The sequence below is a fragment of the Pantoea sp. UBA5923 genome, from assembly GCF_002431095.1.
GTDB classification, from domain to species: domain Bacteria; phylum Pseudomonadota; class Gammaproteobacteria; order Enterobacterales; family Enterobacteriaceae; genus Pantoea; species Pantoea piersonii.
On record NZ_DJDN01000056.1, the window covers coordinates 66,138 to 91,787 of the forward strand.

Sequence of the window (25,650 nt, forward strand, 5' to 3'; positions counted from 1 at the left end):
AGATCAATACTGCCTTTAAAAGACAGAGGCCTTAGAGCCAGCGAGAGACAACTATTTGAAACGCCTAAAATTAAACTATCTGTTTATCGGTCTTGTTACCTTGCTGCTGGCGATGGCTTTGTGGCCATCTGTCCCGTGGTACGGCAACGGACAGGATGCGATTTCACAGATAAAATCACGGGGAGTGCTGCGTATCAGTACCATCAATTCCCCGTTGACTTACTACACCGTTAATAAATCTCCAGCCGGTATGGATTATGAGCTGGCGAAACGTTTTGCCGACTACCTGGGCGTTAAGCTCAAGGTTACGGTGCGCCCAAACCTCAGCGATCTGTTTGACGATCTTGACGACGGCAAGGCGGATTTGCTGGCGGCGGGCCTGATTTACAACGATGAGAGGCTGACGCGCTACAAAACCGGGCCGAGCTACTACTCTGTGTCCCAGCAGCTGGTCTATCGCGTTGATAAGCCGCGCCCGAAGAATCTCGGCGATCTGAAAGGCGAGCTTAGAGTCGCTTCCGGCTCAGCCTATCTTTCGTCGCTGAAAGCGGCGCGCGATAAGCAGTATCCCGATCTTAACTGGGTTATCTCCACCGACCAGGCGCCTAAAGCCCTGCTGGAAGCGGTAGCCGACGGCAAGCTCGACTACACCATCGGTGACTCCGTTACCATCGCCCTGCTGCAGCGCATCCATCCGCAGCTGGCGGTGGCGTTCGACGTCACCGATGAGGAGCCGGTCACCTGGTATGTGCCGCACAGCGACGACAGCAGCCTGGATGCCGCCATGCTCGACTTCTTCAACTCTATGGGCGAAGAAGGGGCGATGGCGCGTCTGGAGGAGAAGTATCTTGGCCACGTCGGCACCTTCGACTACGTTGATACCCGCACCTTTTTACGCGCTATTGACGTGACGCTGCCGGAGATCAAGCCGCTGTTTGAGAAGTATGCGGCCAGCATCGACTGGCGACTGCTGGCGGCGATCTCTTATCAGGAGTCGCACTGGAATCCGCTGGCGACCTCCCCTACCGGCGTACGCGGCATGATGATGCTGACGCGCAACACCGCCGATAGCGTGAACGTTGAGGATCGCACCGATATCGAACAGAGCATTCGCGGCGGCAGCCTCTATCTGCAACGCATGATGGAGAAGGTGCCCGACACCATTCCTGAGGAGGAGCGCATCTGGTTCGCGCTGGCGGCGTATAACATGGGTTATGCCCATATGCTGGACGCGCGCAAGCTCACCGCGAAACAGGGCGGTAATGCCGACAGCTGGGCGGATGTAAAGCTGCGGCTGCCGATGCTGAGCCAGAAGCGCTATTACGCGCAGACCACTTACGGCTACGCGCGCGGTCAGGAAGCCTACAACTACGTGGAAAATATCCGTAAGTATCAGTTGAGCCTGGTGGGGTATCTGCAGGAGCAGGAGAAACGCCTTGCCCAGCGCTCCGCGCAGGAAGCGGAGCTGGGCAGCGGTTATCCGGCGGTCGCGCCGGAAATTGCGATGAACTGAGACCAGGGGATTTGCTCAGGCGCGTCGCGCACCATCATTCCGTTCCGCGCTGCGCCTGACGCAGCGCTTTTTTCTGCTCGCGCCGCATGCGGAAAAAGTCGCTCAGCATTGCCGCGCATTCCTCCGCCAGTATGCCGCTCTGCAGCGTGATCTGATGATTCATACCGGGATGGCCGAGCACGTCCATAAGCGAGCCAGCCGCGCCGGTCTTCTCATCGCTGGCGCCGTAAACCAGCCGCCCGATGCGGCTGTGCACCATCGCGCCGGCGCACATCACGCAGGGCTCCAGCGTCACGTAGAGCGTGGTATCAAGCAGGCGATAATTTTCCAGCACCTTGCCGCCCTGACGCAGCGCCATAATTTCAGCGTGCGCGGTAGGATCGTGCTGGCCGATGGGCCGGTTCCAGCCTTCGCCGATAACGCGATCGCCCTGCACCAGCACCGCACCGACCGGCACCTCGCCCTGCTCCCAGGCCATGCGCGCCAGCCGCAGCGCATGGCGCATCCAGTATTCGTCTTGAGATTGATTCACGCAGGCCCACTCCCGGCAGCAGCAAAGCGGCGCATTATAGCGATCCCGCGCGCAGATTCGAAGATGAAACCCTACTCCAGCTGCTGAAGTTCGCCGCGCGGCGTTACGCGCCAGCGATGCTGGCAGAAAAAGAGCAGCGGGTTATCCTGCTTACTGTCGCTGTAGCCGCTGTAGAGCTGAAGCGGCGTGCCGATCTGCTCCTCAAGCTGAACCACTTTCTCATGGCCGAGACAGCGCATAGCGAGCACGCGGCCGCCCACTCCACGCTGCATCTGGCTGGCGATCAGCTTCACGCGAGGCAGGAACGCCGAATCGTAGTAAACCTGCTCCACCAGCGACTGCGGCGAACCGGTAATCAGCCATACGTCGGCATCGTCGCTGCTCAGATAGTCAGTCAGACGCTGCTGCACCACCGGAAAGGCGGTCACGCGCTGACGGAACCACTGCGCAAACTCCGCTTCGCGCCGCTGCAGAGTACGCTCTGAACGGCCAAAGGTGATCGACCAGAGTAACAGGCTCATCGGCCAGCGCGCCGCGCGCCCTTTAATCAGCAAGCCAAGCCCCACCACCGGCAGCAGCGGCACCACCAGCAGTAAGTTAAGCGGCTGGCGCCACAGCAGGTAGCGCATAAAAGTGCCAAACATATCCTGCTGATGTAGCGTGCCGTCCAGATCGAAAAACACGACGCGACGTTGTGTACCTTTGGTCAAAAAACGCTCCTTTCAGTTTTGTTCTCCACCCTGCTCCTTATTGTAGCCATCAACCGCCACAGCGGCGACGGCGGCTATTTTTAATTCCAGCTACTACAATGCCAGATGAATAGTTTATTCTTCAGCGGATATACGCATCTTGCGGCAGGATATTTAAACGAGGACCAGGCATGAGCTCATTGCTGCGCATTCGTCAGCTCTATCCGCGTCTGGCGCTAAACGAGCGTCGGCTGGCGGACTTTCTGTTGTCACAGCCGGATCGGGCGCGCCATCTCAGCTCGCAAAAACTGGCTGAAGAGGCGGGAGTCAGCCAGTCGAGCGTGGTGAAATTCGCGCAAAAGCTGGGCTATAAGGGGTTTCCCGCGCTTAAGCTGGCGCTGAGCGAATCTCTGGCGGATCGCGATGCCATTACTGTGCATAACCATATTCTTAGCGATGATTCGCTAAAAACCGTGGGCGAGAAGCTGCTGACCGAAAAGCTTTCCGCTATTCGCGCCACGCTTGATATCAACAGCGAAGAGAAGCTGACCGAGACGCTGCACCTGCTGAAAAACGCCCAGCGCATCGTACTGGTGGGCATCGGCGCCTCCGGGCTGGTGGCGAAAGATTTTTCCTGGAAGCTGATGAAGATCGGCATCAATGCGGTAGCGGAGCAGGATATGCACGCGCTGCTGGCAAGCGTGCAGGCGATGCGTCCCGGCGACGTACTGCTGGCGATCTCCTACACCGGCGAGCGGAAAGAGATTAATCTGGCGGCGCAGGAAGCTGCACAGATCGGCGCCTACGTGCTGGCGTTTACCGGCTTTACGCCCAACAGCCTGCAGCAGACCGCGACCCACTGTCTCTATACCGTGGCGGAGGAGCAAAGCACGCGCAGCGCCGCTATCTCCTCAACCACGGCGCAGCTGGCGTTGACCGATTTGCTGTTTATGGCGCTGGTGCAGAACGATCCAGAACGCGCCGCCAGCCATATCCGCCATAGCGAAGCGCTGGTGAAAAAGCTGAACTAAGCGGCGAACGCGAGTATAATGGCGCCGTTTTTAGCTGATCAGGTGAAATGATGGCGCTGCTGATTACCGCCAGATGCATTAATTGCGATATGTGCGAACCCGAATGTCCCAACCAGGCGATCACTCTCGGCGCGGAGATCTATGAGATTGACGCCAGCCGCTGTACCGAGTGCGTCGGACATTACGACGTGCCGACCTGTCAGAGCGTCTGCCCTATCGACAACACCATTATTATCGATCCACAGCACATCGAATCGCGCGATGCGCTGTGGGAGAAGTTCGTAGTGCTGCACCACTAGTTTTCGATAATCACCGTTGCGCAGGCGTAGTGGCGCTCATCCGCCAGCGTGACGTGTACCTGTCTGACGCCCAGCTTTTCCGCCACTTCGCTGGCGTGGTTGAAAAAGCGCAGTCCGGGCTTGCCCAGCGCATCGTTGTAAACTTCAAACTGATTAAAAGCCAGCCCGCCGCGAATGCCGGTGCCAAAGGCTTTGGCCGCGGCTTCCTTGACGGCGAAGCGCTTAGCCAGAAAGCGCACCGGCTGCTGATGCTGCTGATATTGCTGCCACTCGGCTTCGCTCAGCACGCGTCGCGCCAGGCGATCGCCGGAACGTTCAATCACGCCGGCGATGCGCTCAATTTCGACGATATCGGTGCCCAGTCCGAGAATAGCCATTAGCGACGCGCTTCCCGCATCAGTAGCTTCATCTCTTTTACCGCATCGGCCAGACCGCTGAACAGCGCGCGCCCGATAATGGCGTGGCCGATATTCAGCTCGTGCATCTCCGGCAGCGCGGCGATCGGCTGTACGTTGTGGTAGGTCAGCCCGTGACCGGCATTAACCCGCAGCCCCAGGCTGGCGGCAAAGGTGGCGGCGTGACGGATGCGCGCCAGTTCAGCCTCGCGCGGCAGGCCTTCCGCCGCCTCGGCGTAGGCGCCGGTGTGAATTTCGATATAGGGCGCGCCGCTGGCGACCGCCGCCTCAATCTGGCGATGATCCGGGTCGATAAACAGCGAAACCTGAATGCCCGCCTCGCTCAGCTGTTTAACCGCCGCATTGATTTTGTCCTGCTGGCCCGCCACGTCGAGGCCGCCTTCAGTCGTTACCTCTTCGCGCTTTTCCGGCACCAGGCAGACGAAATGCGGTTTAATATCGCAGGCGATACCGACCATCTCATCAGTGACCGCCATCTCCAGGTTCATGCGCGTCTGGATGGTGTCGCGCAGAATACGCACGTCGCGATCGGTAATGTGGCGGCGATCCTCACGCAGGTGTACGGTAATGCCTTCCGCGCCCGCCTGCTCGGCGACAAAGGCCGCCTGCACCGGATCGGGATAGTGGGTGCCGCGCGCGTTACGTACCGTGGCGATATGATCGATGTTGACCCCTAACAGCAACTCAGCCATGACAATCCTCAGCTTAACTATGTCGTAAAATCAGAGTGTACCGCGGCGCGCGGCACAGGCACAGCGCTACGGGCTTGCCGCATCCGGCCGCTTTTTCGGCACGAACTGGCGAAACAGCTCGGTGCTCTTTAAGGGTTTGCCGCCCAGGTAGGGCTTCAGCGCCATACGGGTGAAACGCTTGGCGGCGCGCAGCGTGTCAGCGTCAGGGAAATCGCGTTCCCACAGCGCGCGTAGCTGGCGGCCGGTAAAGCTGCGCTGGTTCGCGACCAGACTGGCGATAAAGCCCTTCTCTTCGCGGTAGTTGTAGGTCATCGCGTCGGCGACAGGTTCACCGCTGCCGGCGCAGTGCAAAAAGTCAACGCCGTAACCGAGATGGCCGAGCAGCGCCAGCTCAAAACGGCGCAGCGCCGGTTCAGGCGAGCTTTCGCCCGACGCCAGCGTCTGCAAACAGTTCAGATAGTCGAAAAAGAGTTCTGAGAAGGGAAATTCCTGCTCCAGCACGCGCGACAGCAGTTCGTTAACGTAGAGGCCGCAGTAAAGCGTGATGCCGCTGAGCGGCAGCGCCAGCGAGACCGCTTCGGCTTTGGTCAGGGTTTTGACTTCGCCGCGCCCGGTCCAGCGCACCAGCAGCGGCGTAAAGGGTTGCAGCGTGCCTTTCAGCTGCGAGCGACGCGCGCGCGCCCCTTTCGCCAGCACCCTGACCCGCCCATGGCTTTCGCTGAAGAGATCGAGCAGCAGGCTGGTTTCGCTGTAGGGGCGACTATGCAGCACAAAGGCGCGTTGCCAGCCTTCCATAGGATCAGAGGTCGTCTACATAGCCCAGGCTGCGCAGCGCACGTTCGTCGTCGGCCCAGCCCGATTTAACTTTGACCCACAGTTCGAGATGCACTTTCGCTTCAAACATCTCTTCCATATCTTTGCGTGCTTCAATGCCGATGGTCTTGATTTTGGCGCCTTTGTTGCCAATCACCATCTTCTTCTGCCCTTCGCGCTCAACCAGGATCAGGCCATTGATATCGTAGCCGCCGCGCTCGTTAGAGACGAACTGCTCGATTTCGACCGTTACCGAGTAAGGCAGCTCGGCGCCGAGGAAACGCATCAGCTTCTCACGGATAATCTCTGACGCCATAAAGCGCTGCGAGCGATCGGTGATGTAATCTTCCGGGAAGTGGTGCTCCGCCTGCGGCAGGCGCTTGCGCACGATCGCGGCGATGGTATCGACATTTTTCCCGCTCTCTGCGGAAATCGGCACGATATCAAGGAAATCCATCTGCTGGCTGAGGAACTGCAGGTGCGGCAGCAGAATGCTCTTATCCTGAATATTGTCCACTTTGTTAATAGCCAGCACGACCGGCACTTTATTGTCGCGCAGCTTGTTGAGCACCATCTCATCGTCCGGCGTCCAGCGCGTGCCTTCAACCACGAAGATCACCAGCTCGACATCGCCGATAGAGCTGCTGGCCGCGCGGTTCATCAGGCGGTTGATGGCGCGCTTCTCTTCCATATGCAGCCCGGGCGTATCCACGTAGATGGCCTGATATGCGCCTTCGGTGTGAATGCCCATAATGCGGTGACGCGTGGTTTGCGGCTTACGCGAGGTGATCGACACCTTCTGCCCCAGTAGCTGGTTCAGTAAGGTGGATTTGCCGACGTTGGGTCGGCCGACAATCGCGACAAAGCCGCAATAGGTGTTCTGTTCGCTCATTCGAGTCCTGACTTATTCAGCGCCTGTTCAGGCGCCGGGATGTTGCTATTCGAGACCAAGCTTGATTAACGCCTGTTCGGCAGCAGCCTGTTCTGCTTTACGGCGGCTTGAGCCTACGCCCACCACCGGTTCAGCCATGCCACTCACCTGACAGTGAATGGTGAATTCCTGATCGTGGGCTTCGCCACGCACCTGCACCACCAGATAGGACGGCAGCGGCAGGTGACGCCCCTGCAGATACTCCTGCAGGCGGGTTTTCGGATCTTTTTGCTTGTCGCCCGGGCTAATCTGCTCAAGGCGCGTCTGATACCAGTCCAGGATCAGCTTCTCCACCGTCTGGATATTGCTGTCGAGAAAGATACCGCCAATCAGCGCTTCCACCGTATCCGCCAGGATCGATTCACGGCGGAATCCGCCGCTCTTCAGTTCGCCCGGTCCCAGGCGCAGGCATTCACCGAGGTCAAACTCTCGCGCCATCTCCGCCAGCGTGTTGCCACGCACCAGCGTCGCGCGCATGCGGCTCATATCGCCCTCGTCAACGCGAGGAAAGCGATGATAGAGCGCATTGGCGATCACATAGCTGAGAATGGAATCGCCGAGAAATTCAAGACGCTCGTTGTGCTTACTGCTGGCGCTGCGGTGCGTTAACGCCTGTTGCAAGAGTTCCGGATGAGTAAAAGTGTAGCCCAGTTTGCGCTGAAGCTTATTAATGAGGATGGGGTTCATGCGATTCCAGTTCTTTTGTGCGTCTGTGACTCTGCATACGAAACAGGGCTGGCTTTCCAACGCAATCTGTTTAGTGTGCAGTGGCCCCCCGAAGGAGGCCAACCGTTTTGCCCATTAATCGGGGCCAGATTTATCAATGAATGCCGCCAATACGGCTCAGGCGAACGCCTGTCGGCCATTGGCCTTCCTGCTTATCGAAGCTCATCCAGATGGCGACCGCTTTGCCGACCAGATTACGTTCCGGGACAAAGCCCCAGTAGCGGCTGTCGGCGCTGTTGTCGCGGTTATCGCCCATCATGAAATATTGCCCCTGCGGCACGATCCAGGTCGCCTGCGGCTGGCCCGGCTGCTGATAATACATGCTTGCCTGACTCTGCGCTTCGTTTACCAGCAGAATATCGTGCGTTACGTTGCCCAGCGTCTCTTTGCGCGTGCCGAGACGCAGCCCGCCGCGCATGGTTTCGCCCTGCGGCACCTGATAGAAGCCATTGCCGGTCTCGTTGCCATCAAACCCGCTGAAGGTCTGAATAAAGTTGCTCGGCTCGACGTTGGTATAGGTGATCGGCAGCGCGCTGGCGCAACGCTGGCCAGCGGCGCAGTTCGGGCTGACGGTCAGCGTTTTGCTGTAGGGGTCAAAGACCACTTTGTCGCCCGGCAGGCCGATAACGCGCTTAATATAGTCCAGGCTCGGATCTTTCGGGTATTTAAATACCGCGATGTCGCCGCGCTGCGGATGACCGGTCGGGATCAGCGTCGTCTGGGTAATAGGATCTTTAATGCCGTAGGCAAATTTCTCGACCAGAATGAAATCGCCAATCAGCAGCGTGGGCATCATGGAGCCGGACGGGATCTGGAACGGCTCATAAATAAACGAGCGCACCACAAATACCACCAGCAGCACCGGGAAGACCGACGCGGCGGTCTCAATCCAGCCTGGCTGCCCGCTGACTTTCGCCAGCGTTTTGTCATCGAGGGTGTTGCCTGCCGCAGCCTGCGCTTCCGCTCGTTTGGCCCGGCGCGCCGGCGCCCACTTAACGCGATCGATACACCAGATAACGCCGGTAACCAGCGTCGCTATCGCCAGAACCAGGGCGAACATATTAGCCATTGGGGATCCTTATTTGCTGTCCTTACCGACATGCAGAATGGCGAGGAAGGCTTCCTGCGGCAGCTCAACGTTACCGACCTGCTTCATGCGTTTCTTGCCTTCTTTCTGCTTCTGCAACAGTTTCTTCTTACGGCTGACGTCGCCGCCATAGCACTTGGCGAGTACGTTTTTACGCAGCTGCTTCACGGTTGAGCGAGCAATGATGTGGTTGCCGATCGCCGCCTGAATCGCAATGTCGAACTGCTGACGCGGGATCAGATCTTTCATCTTCTCCACCAGCTCGCGGCCGCGATATTGCGAGTTGTCGCGGTGGGTAATCAGCGCCAGCGCATCGACGCGCTCGGCGTTGATCAGCACGTCGACGCGCACCATGTCAGAGGCCTGGAAACGTTTAAAGTTGTAGTCCAGCGAGGCGTAGCCGCGCGAGGTCGATTTCAGGCGGTCGAAGAAGTCGAGAACCACTTCCGCCATCGGAATCTCATAGGTCAGCGCGACCTGGTTGCCGTGGTAAACCATGTTGGTCTGCACGCCGCGCTTCTCAACGCAGAGCGTGATGACGTTGCCGAGATACTCCTGCGGCAGCAGCATGTGACACTCGGCGATCGGTTCGCGCAGCTCTTCGATATTATTCAGCGGCGGCAGCTTAGACGGGCTGTCGACGTAGATAATTTCTCCGCCGGTGGTTTCCACTTCATACACAACCGTCGGCGCCGTAGTGATCAGATCGAGATCGTATTCGCGCTCCAGGCGCTCCTGAATGATCTCCATATGCAGCAGACCGAGGAAGCCGCAGCGGAAGCCGAAGCCGAGCGCAGTAGAGCTTTCCGGCTCATAAAACAGCGAGGCGTCGTTCAGGCTCAGCTTGCCGAGCGCGTCGCGGAAGGCTTCATAGTCGTCAGAGCTTACCGGGAACAAGCCAGCATAAACCTGCGGCTTCACTTTCTTAAAGCCGGGCAGCGCTTTATCCGCCGGGTTACGCGACAGAGTCAGGGTATCGCCCACCGGCGCGCCCAGGATATCTTTGATGGCGCAAACCAGCCAGCCTACCTCGCCGCAGTTCAGCTGCGTACGGTCAACCTGCTTCGGCGTAAAGATGCCGAGGCGGTCGGCGTTGTACACCTGACCGGTGCTCATTACTTTAACCTTGTCGCCTTTGCGCAGCGTGCCGTTTTTAACGCGGATCAGCGAGACGACGCCCAGGTAGTTATCAAACCAGGAGTCGATAATCAGCGCCTGCAGCGGGCCTTCCGGATCGCCTTCCGGCGGCGGAATATCACGCACCAGACGCTCCAGCACTTCAGGCACGCCGACGCCAGTTTTCGCCGAGCAGCGCACCGCATCGGTCGCGTCGATGCCGACGATATCTTCAATTTCCTGCGCCGCGCGTTCCGGATCGGCGGCAGGCAGATCGATTTTATTCAGTACCGGCACAACTTCCAGATCCATCTCGATCGCGGTATAGCAGTTCGCCAGGGTCTGCGCTTCTACGCCCTGTCCTGCATCCACCACCAGCAGCGCGCCTTCGCAGGCCGCCAGCGAGCGTGATACTTCATAGGAGAAGTCAACGTGCCCTGGGGTATCGATGAAATTGAGCTGGTAAGTTTCGCCGTTCAGCGCTTTGTAATCGAGCGTTACGCTCTGCGCTTTGATGGTAATGCCGCGTTCGCGCTCCAGGTCCATAGAGTCAAGTACCTGTGCCGCCATCTCGCGATCGGTTAAGCCGCCACAGATTTGAATCAGGCGGTCAGAGAGCGTCGATTTACCGTGGTCGATGTGCGCGATGATGGAGAAGTTTCTTATGTGCTTCATTTATATGAATATCTTCACGTAGAAAAACAGTTGAGAACCTGAGCACAGACACATTCAGGAAGATCGCTCTTTACCTACAATCCTGTCAGCCTCATTAATGACGACGCATATTACACTGTTAAGGCCGCGCATAAAAGAATGGAACGTTGCGGAATCACAACACTTTTTGGCGAGAAACAGGCGCTAAAAGGCCGCGATATACGCGGCCTGGCAGAGGATCACGCTTCGCTTTCCACCCGCAGGGCGTCGGGCGGAAGCGCAACGTTCAGGATGATGGGCTGAAAAGCGGCGCGATCGCCTACCTTCAGCGAGACGCCTTTCGCGACGATAAAACCGCCGATGCCGCCGAGCAGCGCGCCGCAGGCTGCCGCCAGATCGCTGTGGAACAGCGCCTGGAACAGACCCGCCAGCAGAAACAGTCCAAACAGCGGCGTCATATAAACCAGCAGCGCCGAACCGAGCAGGCTGCTCTCTTTAATGCCCAGCTCAACGCGCTGACCGGGCTGTAACGGCGTCGCGCTGACGATTTCCATCACGTGAGCGTCTTTCGGCCCCAGCTTATTGAGCATATGGCTGCCGCAGCCCTTACGCGCTGAACAGCTGTTGCAGGAGGTTTTCGCCTCTGTATGCAGCGTAGCGATGCCGTCACGCCATGCCACTACCGTGGCCCACTCTCTCATCATCGTTGCGACCCCAAATCAATACTGTCCGCTATGCGTTTTGCCGTCGCGGGCGGCAGTTCGCCCACCACGGTGATTTCGCTATTATTGCGCACTTCGGTCTGGACCGTTCGACGTCCTGTGCGCAATGTCTGCGTGACGCTGCTTTTATCGGCCGGGGTAATATTGATGGCGAAGCTGAACAGGCCGTCGCTGTAAAGCTGCGACTCTACGGTTTTGTTCATGGCCGGAATGTCGCGGCGGCTCTGCGAAATAAGCTTCATACCCGCCGGCACCCAGCCAGGCTGCCAGCTGAGTTTGACCTTCTCCCCTTCCGGCACCGAAAGCGACGGCGGCAGATTAGCCTTTTGCAGCCCCTGCATAAGATTGCGCACGCCTTCATCGACCGCGAAGCTGATCACCCGGAACTGCTCCAGGGTTTCGCCATCGCGATCCAGCAGATCGATTCGCAGCGGCAGTTTGGTATCCACATCCAGCCATACCACATAGCTGTAGCGCGTGCCGTCGCGCGAGACGATGCGAATCACCTCGCACAGCTGATCGGCGATGCGCGAGCGGCCTACCGGAATAAAATCCCAGGCGTTAGCGAGCTGAGAGAAATCTGCGAAGATCAGCGACGGCAAGGCATCAATGATATGTTTGCCCGGCAGAGAGAAAGGATCGAGGCCGGGTTCGAAGTAGCTGATATCGTTCCCGCGCTGGATCACTTCCCGGCGCGGGCCATCCATCTGCAACAGCTGCGCATAGATGCGGTTATCGATGACTGCATGACGATAACGCAGCGATTCAATCCCTATACGCGAGACGTTGATATAAGCGAATTCGTAATTGAGGGTCTGGCTTGCCTGCTCCATCTGCTGTAACAACGCCCCGGACGCAGAGGTCTGCGCCGGGGCGGGAGATGAACAAAGCAGGCTGCCTGCCAGCAGGCTAACGGCGCACCAAAGCTGCTTCATTACTGCTGTTGCGTACCTAAAGACTGATTGCCGGGAACGTTCGCCTGCGCCTGCTGCGGCGCATTGGTTTCAAACTGCAGACGATCGGAATGCAGACGACGCTGCAGTTCGTAGTCCTGCAGCATGGCATTGACGCGACGGCGCTGCTCCTGAACCTGCTGAGTGGCGCCGCTGGTGTCGAAGGCGTCAGACGGCACGCCGAGGCTAACCGGCGAAGCTTTGCCCATCATCGGCAGCGTATTGAACACCGGCGATTCAGACGGCTCTGCGGTGGTGCCGCTCGGCTGGTTGTAGTGCTGTACGCCCACGATAACCGCCAGCGATACGCACGCCGCTACGCCGACCTGCGTCAGCTGAGCCGCCCAGGGACGCATTTTGCGCCAGAAAGGCATCTTCGCAACGCTGGCCGGTTCAGGCTGTGATTCGACAATCAGCGGCGTAACTTTGCGGGCGGGCTCCTGCTCGAGGGCCGCCGCGACGCGTGCGGAGATATCGAAGTGCAGCACTTCGCCTACATCGCCGCGCATGGTGTCGCGGATCAGATGATAGCTTGTCCAGCGCCGTTGCAGCTCTGCATCCTGAGATAGTGCTGACAGCAGCGCGTTATCGAGCGCCTCGCCATCCATCAAAGCGGAAAGTTGTTCTTTCTGCATGCCTAAGTACCCTTCCAGTAGCCGTTATCACTGACGTTGGATAAGCGGTTGAACTTTATTATCAATGGCCTCTCGCGCACGGAAGATACGTGAACGCACTGTACCGACCGGGCAATCCATAATGGCGGCGATCTCTTCGTAGCTCAGTCCGTCCAGCTCCCTGAGCGTGATTGCCATACGCAGATCTTCAGGGAGTGCCTCAATGGTACGAAAGACGATTTGTTTCAGTTCATCTGACAACATTAAGTTCTCAGGGTTCGAAATTTCTTTTAGCGCGCCCGCACTTTCGAAATTTTCTGCATCGATCGCATCCACATCGCTGGATGGCGGACGACGCCCCTGAGCAACCAGGTAATTTTTTGCGGTATTGACCGCAATACGATAAAGCCAGGTATAAAACGCGCTGTCGCCGCGGAAGGATTCCAGCGCGCGATACGCTTTAATAAAGGACTCCTGCACGACATCAGGCACGTCTCCCGACGGAACATAGCGGGAAACCAGGCTCGCCACTTTATGCTGGTAACGAATGACCAGTAGGTTAAATGACTTCTGATCTCCCTTCTGCACCCGTTCTACGAGTACCTGATCCGTTAACTGCTCGCTCATCCGAGGTAATGTCTCCCCAAATTCTTTTAAATGCGTAAAAGGAACTGCCAGCACATCTTCATGGTTCTGAGCAAGCATGCGCTTAGAGTCGTGGTGCGGCAAAAAGTTCGCTTAACGCGCTAATGATGACTATTCCAGATACGCTGTCATTTGTTTTTCATTCTCTAGACAGTGTAATCCAGACTGCGGCTATCAACGCAGAATCGCAGGCAGAGTACCTTATGACGGAGGCTTTTTCATCTTTAAATCCTTTACGGTCGCTACGTTTTATATAAAAAACAAGCTTTAAATAAGCGTTTTTGTAATTAGTTGATTTTACGTATAACTGCCTGTTAATTAATCTGCGTCAGCGCCCGCCTGGTTTAAAATACTTCACAAGGACAGGGGAAACGCTTATTCTCAAACCACCCTTGTTTAGTAAATTAAACACTATGGCACATAGAGACTCTGCGGATTACCAGTGCGATGTTTTGATTATCGGCAGCGGCGCGGCGGGTTTATCGCTGGCGCTGCGGCTGGCGGCGCACTATGACGTGCTGGTGCTGAGCAAAGCGCAGGTCAGCGAAGGCTCGACGTTTTATGCGCAAGGCGGCATCGCCGCGGTGTTCGATGAGACCGACAGCATTGAGTCGCATGTGGAAGATACCCTGATCGCCGGCGCTGGCTTATGCGATCGCGAAGCGGTCTCTTTTGTCGCCAGTAATGCGCGTCACTGCGTGCAGTGGCTGATTGACCACGGCGTCGCTTTTGATCGCGATCCGCTGGCGGCGGGCGATATGCCCTATCACTTGACGCGCGAAGGCGGCCACAGCCACCGGCGTATTCTGCACAGCGCGGACGTGACCGGGCGCGCCGTCGAGACGACGCTGGTGAGCCAGGCGTTGAGTCATCCCCGTATCCGCATTCTTGAGCGCGCCAATGCGGTAGACCTGATCCTTTCAGACAAGCTGGGCCTTGCGGGTTCGCGCCGCGTGGTCGGCGCCTGGATCTGGAACCGCAATCGCGAACGGGTCGAAACCTGCAGCGCGCGTGCAGTAGTGCTGGCAACCGGCGGCGCGGCAAAAGTCTACCAGTACACCACCAATCCCGATGTCGCCTCTGGCGACGGTATTGCGATGGCGTGGCGCGCTGGCTGCCGCGTCGGCAATCTTGAATTTAACCAGTTCCATCCTACGTCGCTGTTTCATCCTGACGCGCACAGCTTTCTGCTGACCGAAGCGCTGCGTGGCGAAGGTGCCTGGCTGCTGCGGCCCGACGGCACGCGATTTATGCCGGACTTCGATGAGCGCGCCGAACTGGCGCCGCGCGATATCGTGGCGCGCGCAATTGACCATGAAATGAAACGGCTCGGCGTTGACTGCCTTTATCTTGATATCAGCCACCAGCCGCCGGAATTCGTGCGCGCCCACTTCCCGACCATTTATGAAAAGCTGCTGGGCTTTGGCCTCGACCTGACGCGGGATCGCATCCCCATCGTGCCTGCCGCGCACTACACCTGCGGCGGCGTCATGGTGGACGCGCGCGGACGCACCGATGTCGACGCGCTCTACGCCATCGGCGAAGTAAGCTGCACCGGGCTGCACGGCGCCAACCGCATGGCGTCCAACTCGCTGCTGGAGTGTCTGGTGTACGGCTGGTCGGCGGCGGAGGATCTGCTTCAGACGCTGCCGCAAAGGGAAACGCTCCACGCCCTGCCGCCCTGGGATGAAAGTCGCGTAGACGATGCGGACGAGCGCGTGGTTATCCAGCACAACTGGCACGAGCTGCGGCTGTTTATGTGGGATTACGTTGGGATAGTGCGTACCACGCGGCGGCTGGAGCGCGCGCTGCGTCGCATTAACCTGTTACAGCAGGAGATCGACGAGTATTACGCACATTTCCGGCTCTCCAGCGATCTGCTGGAGCTGCGCAATCTGACGCAGGTTGCCGAACTGATGGTGCGCTGTGCGATGGCGCGTAAAGAGAGCCGCGGGCTTCATTTTACCCGCGACTATCCTGATATGCTGCCTGAAGCGAAGCCGACGGTTTTAACGCCCTCTTACATAAAGAGATAAAAATCGCGCGTCAGGCTGCACCAGACTTCTGAATAGTGCGTATCCTGATTGCGGATCGCCATTCTTTCCAGCAGGGTTTCGCCCGCGCTGGGGGAGAAGCCGAGCAGCACGCGATGCGGCGGCCGATGCGCATACTCCGCCACGTCGATGCGGAAACGCAGATGCCAGCCCTCTTTCTGCGCCAGCGCGATCATCGTTTGCCCAACGGCTTCCGGCAGCACGACGCAGAAGAAGCCCTCTTCCTCGATCAGACGCGCGGCACAGCGCAGCAGGCTTGCGTGATCCAGCGTCGCCGTCGAGCGGGCCACGTCGCGCTCCGGCGTCGCGCAGGCGACATCGGGCGGATAATAGGGTGGATTGCTGACAATTAATGAATAGCGTTGGCCGCAGCTGTCGGCAAAGGCGACAATATCCTGCTGATGGACGTGCACGCGCGCTGGCCAGGGCGACTGCGCGACATTTTCCTGCGCCTGCTGCGCGGCGGCGACATCCAGCTCCACCGCGTCGATGATCACTGAATCCGGCGTGCGCTGCGCCAGCATCAGGGCAATTAGCCCGCTGCCGCAGCCGATATCCAGCACGCGGCGCACGTTTGCTACCGGCGCCCATGCGCCCAGCAAAATAGCGTCAGTGCCCACTTTCATGGCGCAGCGGTCGTGCGCCACAAAAAATTGTTTGAAGGTAAAACCGTTTCTTTTTAACAATGGCCGCACATGCGGCTTTTCCTGCGTCATACTCTGCAACCATTACCTTTTTTCCTGCCGTACGGCAGCGCTTCAGTGTAACGTGACAGCCTGAGGAATACACGTAGTGGGCTGGCCGCTGCGGATTAACAGATGAAGATTGCGTTTGATCTGTCTATAATCAGCGCCCCAAACTGAGGTAGACCATGACCGTAACCACATTTTCCGAACTCGAACTCGACGAAAGCCTGCTGGAAACCCTGCAGGAAAAAGGCTTCACGCGCCCGACAGCAATTCAGGCCGAGGCGATCCCGCCCGCGCTGGAGGGCCGCGACGTTCTGGGTTCGGCGCCTACCGGAACCGGGAAAACCGCCGCTTATCTAGTGCCGGTACTGCAGCATCTGCTCGACTTCCCGCGTAAAAAGTCAGGCCCGCCGCGCATCCTGATCCTGACCCCCACGCGCGAGCTGGCGATGCAGGTCGCCGACCATGCGCGTGAACTGGCGAAACACACTCACCTGGATATCGCGACCATCACCGGCGGCGTGGCGTATATGAACCATGCGGAAGTGTTCAGCGAGAACCAGGATGTGGTGGTGGCGACTACCGGTCGTCTGCTTCAGTACATCAAAGAAGAGAACTTCGATTGCCGCGCCGTTGAGACCTTAATTCTTGACGAGGCCGACCGCATGCTGGATTTGGGCTTCGCGCAGGATATCGAAACCATCGCAGGCGAAACCCGCTGGCGTAAGCAGACCATGCTCTTCTCCGCCACGCTGGAAGGCAATGCGATCAAAGATTTCGCTGAGCGTCTGCTTAACGATCCGGTAGAAGTTGAAGCCGATCCGAGCCGTCGCGAACGCAAAAAGATCCAGCAGTGGTACTACCGCGCTGACGATCTGGAACATAAAACCAAACTGCTGATCCACCTGTTGAAGCAGCCGGACGTCACGCGTTCGATCGTCTTCGTGCGCAAGCGTGAGCGTCTGCATGAGCTGGTGAAGTGGCTGCACGATGCGGGGATCCGCAGCTGCTATCTGGAAGGTGAAATGGTGCAGGCCAAGCGCACCGAAGCGATCAAACGCATCACCGACGGCCGCGTCAACGTGCTGGTGGCGACCGACGTTGCCGCGCGCGGTATTGATATCGAAGATGTCAGCCACGTCTTTAACTTTGATATGCCGCGCACCGCCGATACCTATCTGCACCGTATCGGCCGCACCGCGCGCGCCGGCCGTAAAGGCACCGCGCTGTCGCTGGTGGAAGCGCACGATCATCTGCTGCTGGGTAAAATCAGCCGCTACCTGAACGAACCGCTGAAGCCGCGCGTCGTTGATGAGCTGCGTCCGGTCACGCGCGCGCCAAGCGCCAAGACCACCGGAAAACCGTCGAAAAAAGCGCTTGCGAAACGGAAAGAGAAAAAAGAGAGCGAAGCGGAAAAACCGCGCGTGAAGAAGCGTCACCGCGACGCCAAAAACGTAGGCAAACGCCGCAAGCCAAGCGCTGCCGCGCCAGCCAGCGGCGATGCGGAATAAATCAGCACCGCTATAAAAAAATCGCCTCAACTGAGGCGATTTTTTTTAGTTAAGCTGGTAAAACAGCCGTTATCCCCTTTAGCCAAAGGCTCTGGGCTGCGGGATGCAGTTCCGGCAACGCTGTTAAGGTTAAAAAAAGGAGATTTGTTGCTTTATCAGCAACATATATTTAACAACGAAGTGGATGCTTTTTCTGCAGCCCTCTAAAGTTCTACCGTTACAGGCTTTCTGTAAAGGTACGGGTAATCACGTCACGCTGTTGTTCCGGCGTCAGCGCGTTAAAACGCACCGCGTAACCTGAAACGCGGATCGTCAGCTGCGGATATTTTTCCGGGTGCTTAACCGCATCTTCCAGCGTTTCGCGACGCAGCACGTTAACGTTCAGATGCTGACCGCCCTCAATACGCACCTGCGGTTTCATCTCCATTGGCACTTCGCGGTAAGCGAATTCGCCCAGCTCGCTGACAGCCACTACCTGATCTTCTTCGTAGCCCGCTTTAGCGCACAGGCAGCGCGCTTCCGCTTTTTCGTCGTCGATCAGCCAGAAAGAGTTTATTAAGTCGGGATTGTTGGTTTGGGTAATTTGAATGCCTGTGATCATAGTCAGTTCTCCACAACGAGGCGCTATCCTGCTCAGCGCGGTAAGTATTAATGTCCTGATATAACACCTGCCCTCTGGAGTGACTTTGACCTCAGTCAATTTCCACAGCCACGTATTTCACTGCTAATTTCAATTATTTGATTCAGATACTCTTTTTAGTTAAAAAATATTTTGTAAATTTCAAATATTTTTTACCTTCTACCTGACGCGGTGAAACGTTAAGCTTAAGAGACCGATCTTTAAGGGAGCAAATCATGACGGATAAACTGACCTGGCACGACGTGCTGGCCGAAGAGAAAGAGAAGCCCTACTTTAATGAAACGCTAAAACTGGTGGCTAACGAACGGGCGGCTGGCGTAACGGTTTATCCGCCGCAGAAAGATGTCTTCAATGCGTTTCGCCTGACCGAGCTTGGTGATGTGAAGGTCGTTATTCTGGGTCAGGATCCCTACCACGGCCCGAATCAGGCGCATGGCCTGGCCTTCTCCGTCCTGCCGGGCGTGCCGGTGCCGCCCTCTTTACAGAATATGTATAAAGAGCTGGAGCAGGAGTTTCCCGACTTTAAACGTCCGCAACACGGCTTTCTGGAGAGCTGGGCAAAACAGGGCGTGATGCTACTGAATACGGTGCTGACCGTCGAGGCGGGCAAGGCGCATTCCCATGCGCGCTTCGGCTGGGAGACCTTTACCGACAACGTGATCGCTGCGATCAACGAGCATCGCGAAGGCGTAGTGTTCCTGCTCTGGGGATCGCACGCGCAGAAGAAAGGCAGCATTATCGATCGACAGCGCCATCATGTGTTACAGGCACCGCATCCCTCACCGCTTTCCGCGCATCGTGGCTTCTTTGGCTGCGGACACTTCGCGCAGGCGAATGCGCTGCTGAAGCAGGCGGGCGAAACGCCCATCGACTGGATGCCGCAGCTGCCCGCCAGCTGAGCCGCAAATAAAAACGGCCGCGTCACTGCGCGGCCGTCTGATTCTCTTTGCTTTCGTGCTTAGCTTTTGGCTTTCGCGACCGCAACCATCGCCGGACGCAGCAGGCGACCGTTCAGGGTATAGCCGCGCTGCATCACCATCATCACATGGTTAGGCGCCACGTCGTCCGATTCCATCATCGACATAGCCTGATGAATTTCCGGGTTAAACGGCACGTTGGTGTCGCCGACAACTTCAACGCCGAACTTACGCACCGCGCCAAGCAGCGATTTCAGGGTCAGCTCGATACCTTCAATCATCGAAGCCAGCTCAGGGTTCTCTTTGTCCGCCACTTCCAGCGCGCGCTCAAGGCTGTCGATAACCGGCAGCAGCTCGTTGGCGAATTTTTCCAGCGCGAATTTGTGCGCTTTTTCAACGTCGATTTCGGTGCGGCGACGGATGTTTTCGATTTCCGCCTGCGCGCGCAGCTGGGCGTCGCGTACGCCGGACTGAGACTGCGCCAGTTCAGCTTCCAGCTGAGCAATACGCTCATCACGCGGATCCACCTCTACTGCCGTCTCCGCTTCCTGAGGTTGTTGCTGATCCTGTTGAATTTCGTCTGAGACTTGCTCGTTTGGGGTGTTCTGTTCTTTACTACTCATGAATTTCTCCGCGTTTTGCACATTCATCTCGCCAGTCCGCTTATTATGGGGATCGGTTTGACGGTTTCAAGGGAACCCATCACATTGCCTTGCCGTTTTGGCTTATGAGGAAAGACCCACCAAATGAACAAACACTTTAACTGTATTGGTATTGTAGGCCATCCGCGTCACCCTACCGCTCTCACGACGCATGAGATGCTGTGGCGCTGGCTGACGTCCAGAGGTTATCAAGTGATTATTGAGCAGCAGATCGCGCAGGAACTCAATCTGCAGGATGCGCAGACCGGCACGCTGGCGGAGATTGGACAGCAGGCGGACCTTGCGGTAGTGGTCGGCGGCGACGGCAATATGCTGGGCGCGGCGCGCGTGCTGGCGCGCTACGACATCAAGGTGATCGGCATTAACCGCGGCAATCTGGGCTTTCTTACCGACCTTGACCCCGACAATGCGCAGCAGCAGCTGGATGAGGTGTTGCAGGGAAACTATTTCGTTGAAAGCCGCTTTCTGCTGGAAGCGCGCGTATGCAAAGACGAATGCTCGCCGCGCCTTGGCCTGGCGATCAATGAGGTGGTGCTGCATCCTGGCAAAGTGGCGCACATGATCGAGTTTGAAGTTTATATCGACGAGGTATTCGCCTTTTCGCAGCGCTCCGACGGCCTGATTATCTCTACGCCGACCGGCTCGACCGCTTATTCGCTGTCGGCGGGCGGACCGATTTTAACCCCGTCGCTCGACGCTATCGCGCTGGTGCCGATGTTTCCCCATACCCTGTCGGCGCGCCCGCTGGTGATCAACAGCAGCAGCACCATCCGACTGCGTTTTTCCTCACGTCGCAGCGATTTAGAGATCAGCTGCGACAGCCAGATCGCCCTGCCAATTCAGGAAGGAGAGGATGTCCTGATCCGCCGCAGCGAGAACCACCTGAATCTTATCCACCCTAAAAACTACAGTTATTTCAATACCCTGAGTTCAAAGCTGGGCTGGTCGAAAAAATTGTTTTAATTTAAGCGCGCCCTCTTTACTGGATAAAAAACCAGTTTATACTGTACGAAAAACCATATCTGTTTTTCCATACAGGTGATTCTATGCTGGCACAGCTGACCATCAGTAATTTCGCTATCGTTCGTGAGCTCGACATTGATTTCCAACGCGGTATGACGGCGATTACCGGTGAGACCGGCGCGGGTAAGTCTATTGCTATTGACGCGCTCGGCCTGTGCCTTGGCGGCCGCGCTGAAGCGGACATGGTGCGTCAGGGCGCCGCGCGCGCCGACCTCTGCGCCCGCTTCAACCTCAAGTCCTCGCCTTCCGCGCAGCGCTGGCTGGAGGAGAATCAGCTGGATGACGGCAATGAGTGTCTGCTGCGCCGCGTTATCAGCGCTGACGGCCGCTCACGCGGCTTTATCAACGGCACCGCGGTGCCGCTGTCGCAGCTGCGCGATCTGGGTCAGTTGCTGATTCAGATCCACGGCCAGCACGCCCATCAGCTTCTGCTGAAGGCTGACCATCAGAAACACCTGCTTGACGCCTACGCCGGCCATGACGATTTGCTGCTGCAGATGCGCAACGATTATCAGGCCTGGCATCAGAGCTGCCGTAACCTGGCGCAGCATCAGCAGCTGTCGCAGGAGCGCGAGGCGCGCCGCGAACTGCTGCAGTATCAGCTGAAAGAACTCAACGACTTCGCCCCACAGGCGAACGAGTATGAGCAGATTGATGAAGAGTACAAACGTCTCGCTAACAGCGGACAGTTGCTCTCCACCAGCCAGCAGGCGCTGCAGCTGCTCGCCGACGGCGACGACAGCAACCTCAACAGCCTGCTTTACACCGCGCGCCAGATGGTGACGGAAGTGGTGACGCTCGATGACAAGCTGAGCGGCGTGCTGAATATGCTGGAAGAAGCGGCGATTCAGCTCAGCGAAGCGAGCGACGAACTGCGCCACTACGTTGACCGTCTCGACCTCGACCCAAATCGTCTGTATGAGCTGGAACAGCGTATCTCCCGCTATATCGCGCTGGCACGTAAGCACCACGTTGCGCCGGAAGGCCTGGCGGAGCTGCATCAGCAATTGCTGGCGGAAGCGGAACTGCTTTCGCAGCAGGAGAGCGACCAGGAGAGTCTGCAGGCGTTAGTTAGCGAACACTATCAGGCTGCGCTGCATAGCGCTGAGCGTCTGCACCAGCAACGCCAGCAGTATGGCGCCGAGCTGGAGCAGTTGATTACTCAGAGCATGCATCAGCTCTCTATGCCGCATGGCCGTTTCACCATCGCGCTGGCGTTCAATCCCGATCATCTGACCGCCGACGGCGCGACGCGTATCGACTTCCAGGTTACCACTAACCCAGGCCAGCCTCTGCAGCCGCTGGGTAAAGTGGCCTCCGGCGGTGAGCTGTCGCGTATTGCGCTGGCGATCCAGGTGATTACCGCGAAGAAGATGGAAACCCCGGCGATGATCTTCGACGAAGTGGACGTCGGCATTAGCGGCCCGACCGCCGCCGTGGTGGGCCGTCTGCTGCGCCAGCTGGGCGAATCGACCCAGGTAATGTGCGTTACCCACCTGCCGCAGGTAGCTGGCTGTGGCCATCAGCACTTCTTTGTCAGCAAAGAGACCGACGGCGCCATGACCGAAACCCATATGCAGGCGCTGGACAAGCGTGCGCGTCTGCAGGAGCTGGCGCGTCTGCTGGGCGGCAGCGAAGTCACGCGTAATACCCTTGCGAACGCGAAAGAACTTTTAGCGGCGTAAGGGTCGCACTTTCTTCCCGCTGCGTGGTCATATGCTTGCTCTGTCGATGTAGAGGTTTCCAATAGCGAAAAGGTTTATTATCATCGGCAACTTATGTCGCCTGAATAATAAAGCCTGCCGCAGGCAGAGTTCAGAATTTGATGGCAAAAAAACAGCCTGAGAAAAGGCGTTTGGCCCCAGAAAAGGAATGTAGAGATGCGCTGTAAAACGCTGACTGCCGCGGCAGTGGTAATGTTGATGATGACCGCCGGATGCTCCACCCTTGAGCGCGTGGTTTACCGCCCAGATATCAACCAGGGCAACTACCTGGTTGCCAACGATGTGGCGAAAATCCACAACGGCATGACGCAGCAGCAGGTTGCCTATACGCTCGGTACGCCGATGATGCGTGACCCGTTTGGCAGCAACGTCTGGTATTACGTGTTCCGTCAGGAGCCAGGCCATGAAAGCGTGAAGCAGCAGACGCTGACACTTACCTTCGACAGCAACGGCATACTGACCAATATCGACAATAAACCGAATCTGACAAAGTCGGGTGACTGATCGAACACGCAACAAAAAAGGCGCCGCTGGCGCCTTTTGTATTTCTGGCCTGTCTGTTCTGACTGGCGCTATTTTTTGCCGCTGGCTGAGCGCTCTGCGCGCTGACGACGCAGCTCTTTGGGGTCGGCAATCAGCGGGCGATAAATCTCTACCCTGTCGCCTTCCTGCAGCGTGTCGCCCAGCTTAACCGGCCGGCTAAAGACGCCAACCTTATTGCGGCTGAGATCGATATCGCGGCGCAGCTCAAGCAGGCCCGATGCGACAATTGCCTGCTCGACAGTGCTTCCCTCTTCCAGCGTGACCACGCGCTGATACTGTTTTTCCGGCAGCGCGTAAACCACCTCAACGGAGATCTCAGGCACTGTAGACCTCTTTGGCGCGCTGGGTAAAAGCCTGCACCATGCTGTTTGCCAGCTCTTTGAAGATGCGACCGAATGCCATCTCTACCAGCATATTGGTGAACTCAAAATCCAGGCTGAGTTCTACCTTGCAGGCGTCATCGCCCAGCGAGATAAAGTGCCATCCGCCGGTGAGCTTGCGGAATGGGCCATCCACCAGTTGCATCTGGATACGTTGATTGTCGGTTAGGGTGTTACGTGTAGTAAATGTCTTACTGATGCCCGCTTTTGAGACGTCTACGGAGGCCGTCATCTGATTTTCAGACGATTCCAGCACGCGACTGCCAGTGCATCCTGGCAAAAACTGTGGATAGGCATCCACATCGTTGACCAGCTGGTACATTTGCTCAGCGCTGAAGGGCACCAGCGCCGAACGACTAATCTGAGCCATAATGGTTCCTGTTCATCACAAAACCGCTGAATTGTAGCATTTCCAGCGATCAAACAAAAATTCCCCGCTTTCAGAGGTGTGCTAGAATATCCCGTTTCCCGGTGCCCCGCTGGACAAGGGGTGCGATGGCCGCTTAAGTGATGTAAAATACGCCGCACTATGACAAAGAAAAAAGTACATAAACCCGGTTCTGCCACTATTGCCCTTAACAAACGCGCCCGTCATGAATACTTCATTGAAGAAGAGTTCGAAGCGGGATTGTCGCTACAAGGATGGGAAGTCAAATCGCTCCGTGCGGGTAAAGCCAACATCAGCGACAGCTATATTTTGCTGCGCGATGGCGAAGCTTATCTGTTCGGCTCTACCTTCCAGCCGCTGGCGGTCGCCTCGACGCATGTCGTCTGCGATCCCACGCGCAACCGTAAGCTGCTGCTGAACCAGCGCGAACTCGACTCGCTTTATGGCCGCGTTAACCGCGAAGGCTATACCGTCGTTGCGCTGTCGCTTTACTGGAAAAACGCCTGGTGCAAGCTGAAAATTGGTGTAGCGCGCGGTAAGAAAGAGCATGACAAGCGCGACGACATCAAAGAGCGCGAGTGGAAGCTCGATAAAGCGCGCATCATGAAAAATCGCAACCGCTAATCGCTGGATAGTTTTAAAGTTTTTTGCTAGAGTAGTTGGTTCCTGGGGCTGATTCTGGATTCGACGGGATTTGCGAAACCCAAGGTGCATGCCGAGGTGCGGTAGGCCTCGCTAAAAAACCGCAAAAAAATAGTCGCAAACGACGAAAACTACGCACTAGCAGCTTAATAACCTGCTTAGAGCCCTCTCTCCCTAGCCTCCGCTCTTAGGACGGGGATCAAGAGAGGTCAAACCCAAAAGAGATCGCGTGGATGCCTTGCCTGGGGTTGAAGCGTTAAATCTAATCAGGATAGTCTGTCAGTGGCGTGTCTGTCCGCAGCTGCCAGGCGAATGTAAAGACTGACTAAGCATGTAGTACTGAGGATGTAGGAATTTCGGACGCGGGTTCAACTCCCGCCAGCTCCACCAAATTCTTGATCGATGGCTACCAGAACCATCCGATGAAGTCCTAAGAGCCCGCATGGCGCAAGCCCTGCGGGCTTTTTTGTATCTGTAATCTTCCAAGACTATCCGCCTGAATCCAGAGATAATTGGTACACGCTATAATGTGGGCCAAAAACGTGTACCAATTATGGACGGAAATCAGTCATGGCGCGGATGACACGTCCCCTCACCAATAATGAAATCCTCAAAGCTAAGCCTCAAGAGAAAGACTTTACGCTGCATGATGGCGATGGGCTTTTCCTGCTCATCAAAACGTCCGGTAAAAAGTTATGGCGTTTCCGCTATCAGCGGCCATCAGCACCCGCTGAGCCTGACTGCATTCGGCCAGGCAGTGCCACAGACGCTGAAAGAGTATGAGCGCATTCTGCTGAAGCGCCGGACGAATAACGGCGTCCAGACCAATCTCACGTTACATGAGGACAGCGAGGCCGACTGGCTGCCAGCATGTAGCCAGTAAACCCCGCAGCAAACAAACCGGCTCAGGCCGGTTTGTTTACGTTTAAGCCCGGAGTGATCACACCATATGAACACAAGTGTACACGCAGCCCTTAATCCTTCACCACCTAACCAACTGATTTAAAATACTTAAAATCCACAGTGAACAGTGTGAACACTTTT

At 57.1% G+C, this 25,650-nt stretch carries 28 protein-coding genes, 1 other RNA gene and 2 pseudogenes; 13 read left to right on the forward strand and 18 right to left on the reverse strand.

Annotated features, from left to right (window positions below; all coding sequences use genetic code 11):
- The first annotated feature begins 55 nt into the window (after positions 1-55).
- Positions 56-1,513 carry a membrane-bound lytic murein transglycosylase MltF gene (gene mltF / locus B3797_RS13495; protein ID WP_311782951.1) on the forward strand — a complete coding sequence of 486 codons (1,458 nt, stop codon included), beginning with the start codon at positions 56-58 and terminating at the stop codon, positions 1,511-1,513.
- A gap of 34 nt (positions 1,514-1,547) precedes the next feature.
- Here mltF and tadA read toward each other — a convergent pair whose 3' ends face one another.
- Positions 1,548-2,045: a tRNA adenosine(34) deaminase TadA gene (gene tadA, locus B3797_RS13500; RefSeq protein WP_311791341.1), complete on the reverse strand. Its 498-nt coding sequence runs from the start codon at positions 2,043-2,045 to the stop codon at positions 1,548-1,550.
- 71 nt (positions 2,046-2,116) lie between these two features.
- Positions 2,117-2,755, reverse strand: a complete 639-nt coding sequence (yfhb, locus tag B3797_RS13505) for a phosphatidylglycerophosphatase C (protein ID WP_311782953.1) — start codon at positions 2,753-2,755, stop codon at positions 2,117-2,119.
- A 170-nt stretch (positions 2,756-2,925) separates the two neighbouring features.
- On the opposite strand from yfhb, the gene B3797_RS13510 reads away from it, so the two are divergent.
- Together B3797_RS13510 and B3797_RS13515 are read left to right on the forward strand one after the other, a co-directional pair.
- Positions 2,926-3,765 carry a MurR/RpiR family transcriptional regulator gene (locus B3797_RS13510; RefSeq protein WP_311782954.1) on the forward strand — a complete coding sequence of 280 codons (840 nt, stop codon included), beginning with the start codon at positions 2,926-2,928 and terminating at the stop codon, positions 3,763-3,765.
- A gap of 50 nt (positions 3,766-3,815) precedes the next feature.
- On the forward strand, positions 3,816-4,064 hold the full coding sequence (locus tag B3797_RS13515) for a YfhL family 4Fe-4S dicluster ferredoxin (protein ID WP_311782955.1): 249 nt from the start codon (positions 3,816-3,818) through the stop codon (positions 4,062-4,064).
- Here the strand turns inward: B3797_RS13515 and acpS are convergent.
- The 11 genes from acpS to rpoE form a co-directional block, all read right to left on the reverse strand.
- Positions 4,061-4,441 carry a holo-ACP synthase gene (gene acpS / locus B3797_RS13520; RefSeq protein ID WP_120457492.1) on the reverse strand — a complete coding sequence of 127 codons (381 nt, stop codon included), beginning with the start codon at positions 4,439-4,441 and terminating at the stop codon, positions 4,061-4,063. The two genes, B3797_RS13515 and acpS, sit on opposite strands and share 4 nt — an antisense overlap.
- Positions 4,441-5,172 (reverse strand): pyridoxine 5'-phosphate synthase, encoded by a 732-nt coding sequence (pdxJ, locus tag B3797_RS13525; protein ID WP_120457490.1) that lies wholly within the window; start codon positions 5,170-5,172, stop codon positions 4,441-4,443. Before pdxJ ends, acpS begins: the two co-directional genes overlap by 1 nt.
- Positions 5,173-5,238: 66 nt before the next feature.
- A complete protein-coding gene (recO, locus tag B3797_RS13530; protein WP_311782957.1) occupies positions 5,239-5,967 on the reverse strand; it encodes a DNA repair protein RecO in 729 nt (242 codons plus the stop codon).
- Positions 5,968-5,971: 4 nt separating this feature from the next.
- Entirely contained in the window at positions 5,972-6,877 is a 906-nt protein-coding gene (era, locus tag B3797_RS13535; protein ID WP_311782958.1) for a GTPase Era, read from the reverse strand.
- A 45-nt stretch (positions 6,878-6,922) separates the two neighbouring features.
- Positions 6,923-7,603 carry a ribonuclease III gene (rnc, locus tag B3797_RS13540; protein WP_081142359.1) on the reverse strand — a complete coding sequence of 227 codons (681 nt, stop codon included), beginning with the start codon at positions 7,601-7,603 and terminating at the stop codon, positions 6,923-6,925.
- Between the two features lie 133 nt (positions 7,604-7,736).
- Complete coding sequence (gene lepB, locus B3797_RS13545) at positions 7,737-8,711, reverse strand: signal peptidase I (RefSeq protein ID WP_311782959.1); 975 nt, start codon at positions 8,709-8,711, stop codon at positions 7,737-7,739.
- 9 nt (positions 8,712-8,720) lie between these two features.
- The gene (gene lepA / locus B3797_RS13550) at positions 8,721-10,520 is read right to left on the reverse strand and encodes a translation elongation factor 4 (protein WP_311782960.1); all 1,800 of its coding nucleotides are present in this window, start codon (positions 10,518-10,520) and stop codon (positions 8,721-8,723) included.
- Between the two features lie 218 nt (positions 10,521-10,738).
- The gene (gene rseC / locus B3797_RS13555; RefSeq protein ID WP_120457480.1) at positions 10,739-11,203 is read right to left on the reverse strand and encodes a SoxR-reducing system protein RseC; all 465 of its coding nucleotides are present in this window, start codon (positions 11,201-11,203) and stop codon (positions 10,739-10,741) included.
- A complete protein-coding gene (rseB, locus tag B3797_RS13560; protein ID WP_311782961.1) occupies positions 11,200-12,156 on the reverse strand; it encodes a sigma-E factor regulatory protein RseB in 957 nt (318 codons plus the stop codon). Before rseB ends, rseC begins: the two co-directional genes overlap by 4 nt.
- A complete protein-coding gene (gene rseA / locus B3797_RS13565) occupies positions 12,156-12,809 on the reverse strand; it encodes an anti-sigma-E factor RseA (protein WP_311791342.1) in 654 nt (217 codons plus the stop codon). The genes rseB and rseA overlap by 1 nt, the downstream gene beginning before the upstream one ends.
- Positions 12,810-12,836: 27 nt before the next feature.
- A complete protein-coding gene (gene rpoE / locus B3797_RS13570; protein WP_010617748.1) occupies positions 12,837-13,415 on the reverse strand; it encodes an RNA polymerase sigma factor RpoE in 579 nt (192 codons plus the stop codon).
- 431 nt (positions 13,416-13,846) lie between these two features.
- Here rpoE and nadB point away from each other — a divergent pair, with 431 nt between their 5' ends.
- Positions 13,847-15,469, forward strand: a complete 1,623-nt coding sequence (gene nadB, locus B3797_RS13575; protein WP_311791343.1) for an L-aspartate oxidase — start codon at positions 13,847-13,849, stop codon at positions 15,467-15,469.
- Here the strand turns inward: nadB and trmN are convergent.
- Positions 15,454-16,203, reverse strand: a complete 750-nt coding sequence (gene trmN / locus B3797_RS13580) for a tRNA(1)(Val) (adenine(37)-N(6))-methyltransferase TrmN (protein ID WP_311782964.1) — start codon at positions 16,201-16,203, stop codon at positions 15,454-15,456. The two genes, nadB and trmN, sit on opposite strands and share 16 nt — an antisense overlap.
- A 155-nt stretch (positions 16,204-16,358) precedes the next feature.
- On the opposite strand from trmN, the gene srmB reads away from it, so the two are divergent.
- A complete protein-coding gene (gene srmB, locus B3797_RS13585) occupies positions 16,359-17,687 on the forward strand; it encodes an ATP-dependent RNA helicase SrmB (protein ID WP_311791344.1) in 1,329 nt (442 codons plus the stop codon).
- 217 nt (positions 17,688-17,904) lie between these two features.
- Here srmB and grcA read toward each other — a convergent pair whose 3' ends face one another.
- Positions 17,905-18,288 (reverse strand): autonomous glycyl radical cofactor GrcA, encoded by a 384-nt coding sequence (gene grcA, locus B3797_RS13590; RefSeq protein ID WP_311782966.1) that lies wholly within the window; start codon positions 18,286-18,288, stop codon positions 17,905-17,907.
- Between the two features lie 254 nt (positions 18,289-18,542).
- Between grcA and ung the strand changes: the two genes are divergently transcribed.
- Positions 18,543-19,226, forward strand: a complete 684-nt coding sequence (gene ung / locus B3797_RS13595) for a uracil-DNA glycosylase (protein WP_120457467.1) — start codon at positions 18,543-18,545, stop codon at positions 19,224-19,226.
- A 59-nt stretch (positions 19,227-19,285) separates the two neighbouring features.
- On the opposite strand, the gene grpE is transcribed toward ung, so the two are convergent.
- Complete coding sequence (gene grpE, locus B3797_RS13600) at positions 19,286-19,867, reverse strand: nucleotide exchange factor GrpE (protein ID WP_120457655.1); 582 nt, start codon at positions 19,865-19,867, stop codon at positions 19,286-19,288.
- A gap of 123 nt (positions 19,868-19,990) precedes the next feature.
- On the opposite strand from grpE, the gene nadK reads away from it, so the two are divergent.
- From nadK to bamE, 3 genes are all read left to right on the forward strand, one after another.
- Positions 19,991-20,869, forward strand: a complete 879-nt coding sequence (gene nadK, locus B3797_RS13605) for an NAD(+) kinase (protein ID WP_311782967.1) — start codon at positions 19,991-19,993, stop codon at positions 20,867-20,869.
- Positions 20,870-20,952: 83 nt separating this feature from the next.
- Positions 20,953-22,614 carry a DNA repair protein RecN gene (recN, locus tag B3797_RS13610; RefSeq protein ID WP_120457463.1) on the forward strand — a complete coding sequence of 554 codons (1,662 nt, stop codon included), beginning with the start codon at positions 20,953-20,955 and terminating at the stop codon, positions 22,612-22,614.
- A 195-nt stretch (positions 22,615-22,809) separates the two neighbouring features.
- Positions 22,810-23,157, forward strand: coding sequence for an outer membrane protein assembly factor BamE (gene bamE, locus B3797_RS13615; RefSeq protein WP_311791345.1), 348 nt, complete (start codon positions 22,810-22,812; stop codon positions 23,155-23,157).
- Positions 23,158-23,225: 68 nt separating this feature from the next.
- Here the strand turns inward: bamE and B3797_RS13620 are convergent, their stop codons facing one another.
- Positions 23,226-23,519 carry an RnfH family protein gene (locus tag B3797_RS13620; protein ID WP_120457459.1) on the reverse strand — a complete coding sequence of 98 codons (294 nt, stop codon included), beginning with the start codon at positions 23,517-23,519 and terminating at the stop codon, positions 23,226-23,228.
- A complete protein-coding gene (locus tag B3797_RS13625) occupies positions 23,512-23,946 on the reverse strand; it encodes a type II toxin-antitoxin system RatA family toxin (RefSeq protein WP_120457458.1) in 435 nt (144 codons plus the stop codon). Before B3797_RS13625 ends, B3797_RS13620 begins: the two co-directional genes overlap by 8 nt.
- A 159-nt stretch (positions 23,947-24,105) precedes the next feature.
- On the opposite strand from B3797_RS13625, the gene smpB reads away from it, so the two are divergent.
- The 4 genes and pseudogenes from smpB to B3797_RS13645 form a co-directional block, all read left to right on the forward strand.
- Positions 24,106-24,588, forward strand: a complete 483-nt coding sequence (smpB, locus tag B3797_RS13630; RefSeq protein WP_033754058.1) for an SsrA-binding protein SmpB — start codon at positions 24,106-24,108, stop codon at positions 24,586-24,588.
- 44 nt (positions 24,589-24,632) lie between these two features.
- Positions 24,633-24,996: a transfer-messenger RNA gene (gene ssrA, locus B3797_RS13635) on the forward strand.
- Positions 24,997-25,176: 180 nt separating this feature from the next.
- Positions 25,177-25,332, forward strand: a pseudogene (locus tag B3797_RS13640) (integrase arm-type DNA-binding domain-containing protein); the annotation flags it as partial.
- Positions 25,322-25,489: pseudogene (locus tag B3797_RS13645) on the forward strand (primase-like DNA-binding domain-containing protein); the annotation flags it as partial. The pseudogenes B3797_RS13640 and B3797_RS13645, both read left to right, overlap by 11 nt.
- Positions 25,490-25,650: the final 161 nt, after the last annotated feature.

Coding starts and splice junctions, on each gene's coding strand:
- lepB (WP_311782959.1), bottom strand. CDS start 8,711: ATGGCTAATATGTTCGCCCTGGTTCTGGCGATAGCGACGCTGGTTACC.
- rpoE (WP_010617748.1), bottom strand. CDS start 13,415: ATGAGCGAGCAGTTAACGGATCAGGTACTCGTAGAACGGGTGCAGAAG.
- smpB (WP_033754058.1), top strand. CDS start 24,106: ATGACAAAGAAAAAAGTACATAAACCCGGTTCTGCCACTATTGCCCTT.
- B3797_RS13625 (WP_120457458.1), bottom strand. CDS start 23,946: ATGGCTCAGATTAGTCGTTCGGCGCTGGTGCCCTTCAGCGCTGAGCAA.
- pdxJ (WP_120457490.1), bottom strand. CDS start 5,172: ATGGCTGAGTTGCTGTTAGGGGTCAACATCGATCATATCGCCACGGTA.
- trmN (WP_311782964.1), bottom strand. CDS start 16,203: ATGACGCAGGAAAAGCCGCATGTGCGGCCATTGTTAAAAAGAAACGGT.
- rseB (WP_311782961.1), bottom strand. CDS start 12,156: ATGAAGCAGCTTTGGTGCGCCGTTAGCCTGCTGGCAGGCAGCCTGCTT.
- rseC (WP_120457480.1), bottom strand. CDS start 11,203: ATGATGAGAGAGTGGGCCACGGTAGTGGCATGGCGTGACGGCATCGCT.
- recO (WP_311782957.1), bottom strand. CDS start 5,967: ATGGAAGGCTGGCAACGCGCCTTTGTGCTGCATAGTCGCCCCTACAGC.
- B3797_RS13510 (WP_311782954.1), top strand. CDS start 2,926: ATGAGCTCATTGCTGCGCATTCGTCAGCTCTATCCGCGTCTGGCGCTA.
- recN (WP_120457463.1), top strand. CDS start 20,953: ATGCTGGCACAGCTGACCATCAGTAATTTCGCTATCGTTCGTGAGCTC.
- rseA (WP_311791342.1), bottom strand. CDS start 12,809: ATGCAGAAAGAACAACTTTCCGCTTTGATGGATGGCGAGGCGCTCGAT.
- ung (WP_120457467.1), top strand. CDS start 18,543: ATGACGGATAAACTGACCTGGCACGACGTGCTGGCCGAAGAGAAAGAG.
- grcA (WP_311782966.1), bottom strand. CDS start 18,288: ATGATCACAGGCATTCAAATTACCCAAACCAACAATCCCGACTTAATA.
- acpS (WP_120457492.1), bottom strand. CDS start 4,441: ATGGCTATTCTCGGACTGGGCACCGATATCGTCGAAATTGAGCGCATC.
- bamE (WP_311791345.1), top strand. CDS start 22,810: ATGCGCTGTAAAACGCTGACTGCCGCGGCAGTGGTAATGTTGATGATG.
- grpE (WP_120457655.1), bottom strand. CDS start 19,867: ATGAGTAGTAAAGAACAGAACACCCCAAACGAGCAAGTCTCAGACGAA.
- nadK (WP_311782967.1), top strand. CDS start 19,991: ATGAACAAACACTTTAACTGTATTGGTATTGTAGGCCATCCGCGTCAC.
- nadB (WP_311791343.1), top strand. CDS start 13,847: ATGGCACATAGAGACTCTGCGGATTACCAGTGCGATGTTTTGATTATC.
- srmB (WP_311791344.1), top strand. CDS start 16,359: ATGACCGTAACCACATTTTCCGAACTCGAACTCGACGAAAGCCTGCTG.
- B3797_RS13515 (WP_311782955.1), top strand. CDS start 3,816: ATGGCGCTGCTGATTACCGCCAGATGCATTAATTGCGATATGTGCGAA.
- era (WP_311782958.1), bottom strand. CDS start 6,877: ATGAGCGAACAGAACACCTATTGCGGCTTTGTCGCGATTGTCGGCCGA.
- lepA (WP_311782960.1), bottom strand. CDS start 10,520: ATGAAGCACATAAGAAACTTCTCCATCATCGCGCACATCGACCACGGT.
- rnc (WP_081142359.1), bottom strand. CDS start 7,603: ATGAACCCCATCCTCATTAATAAGCTTCAGCGCAAACTGGGCTACACT.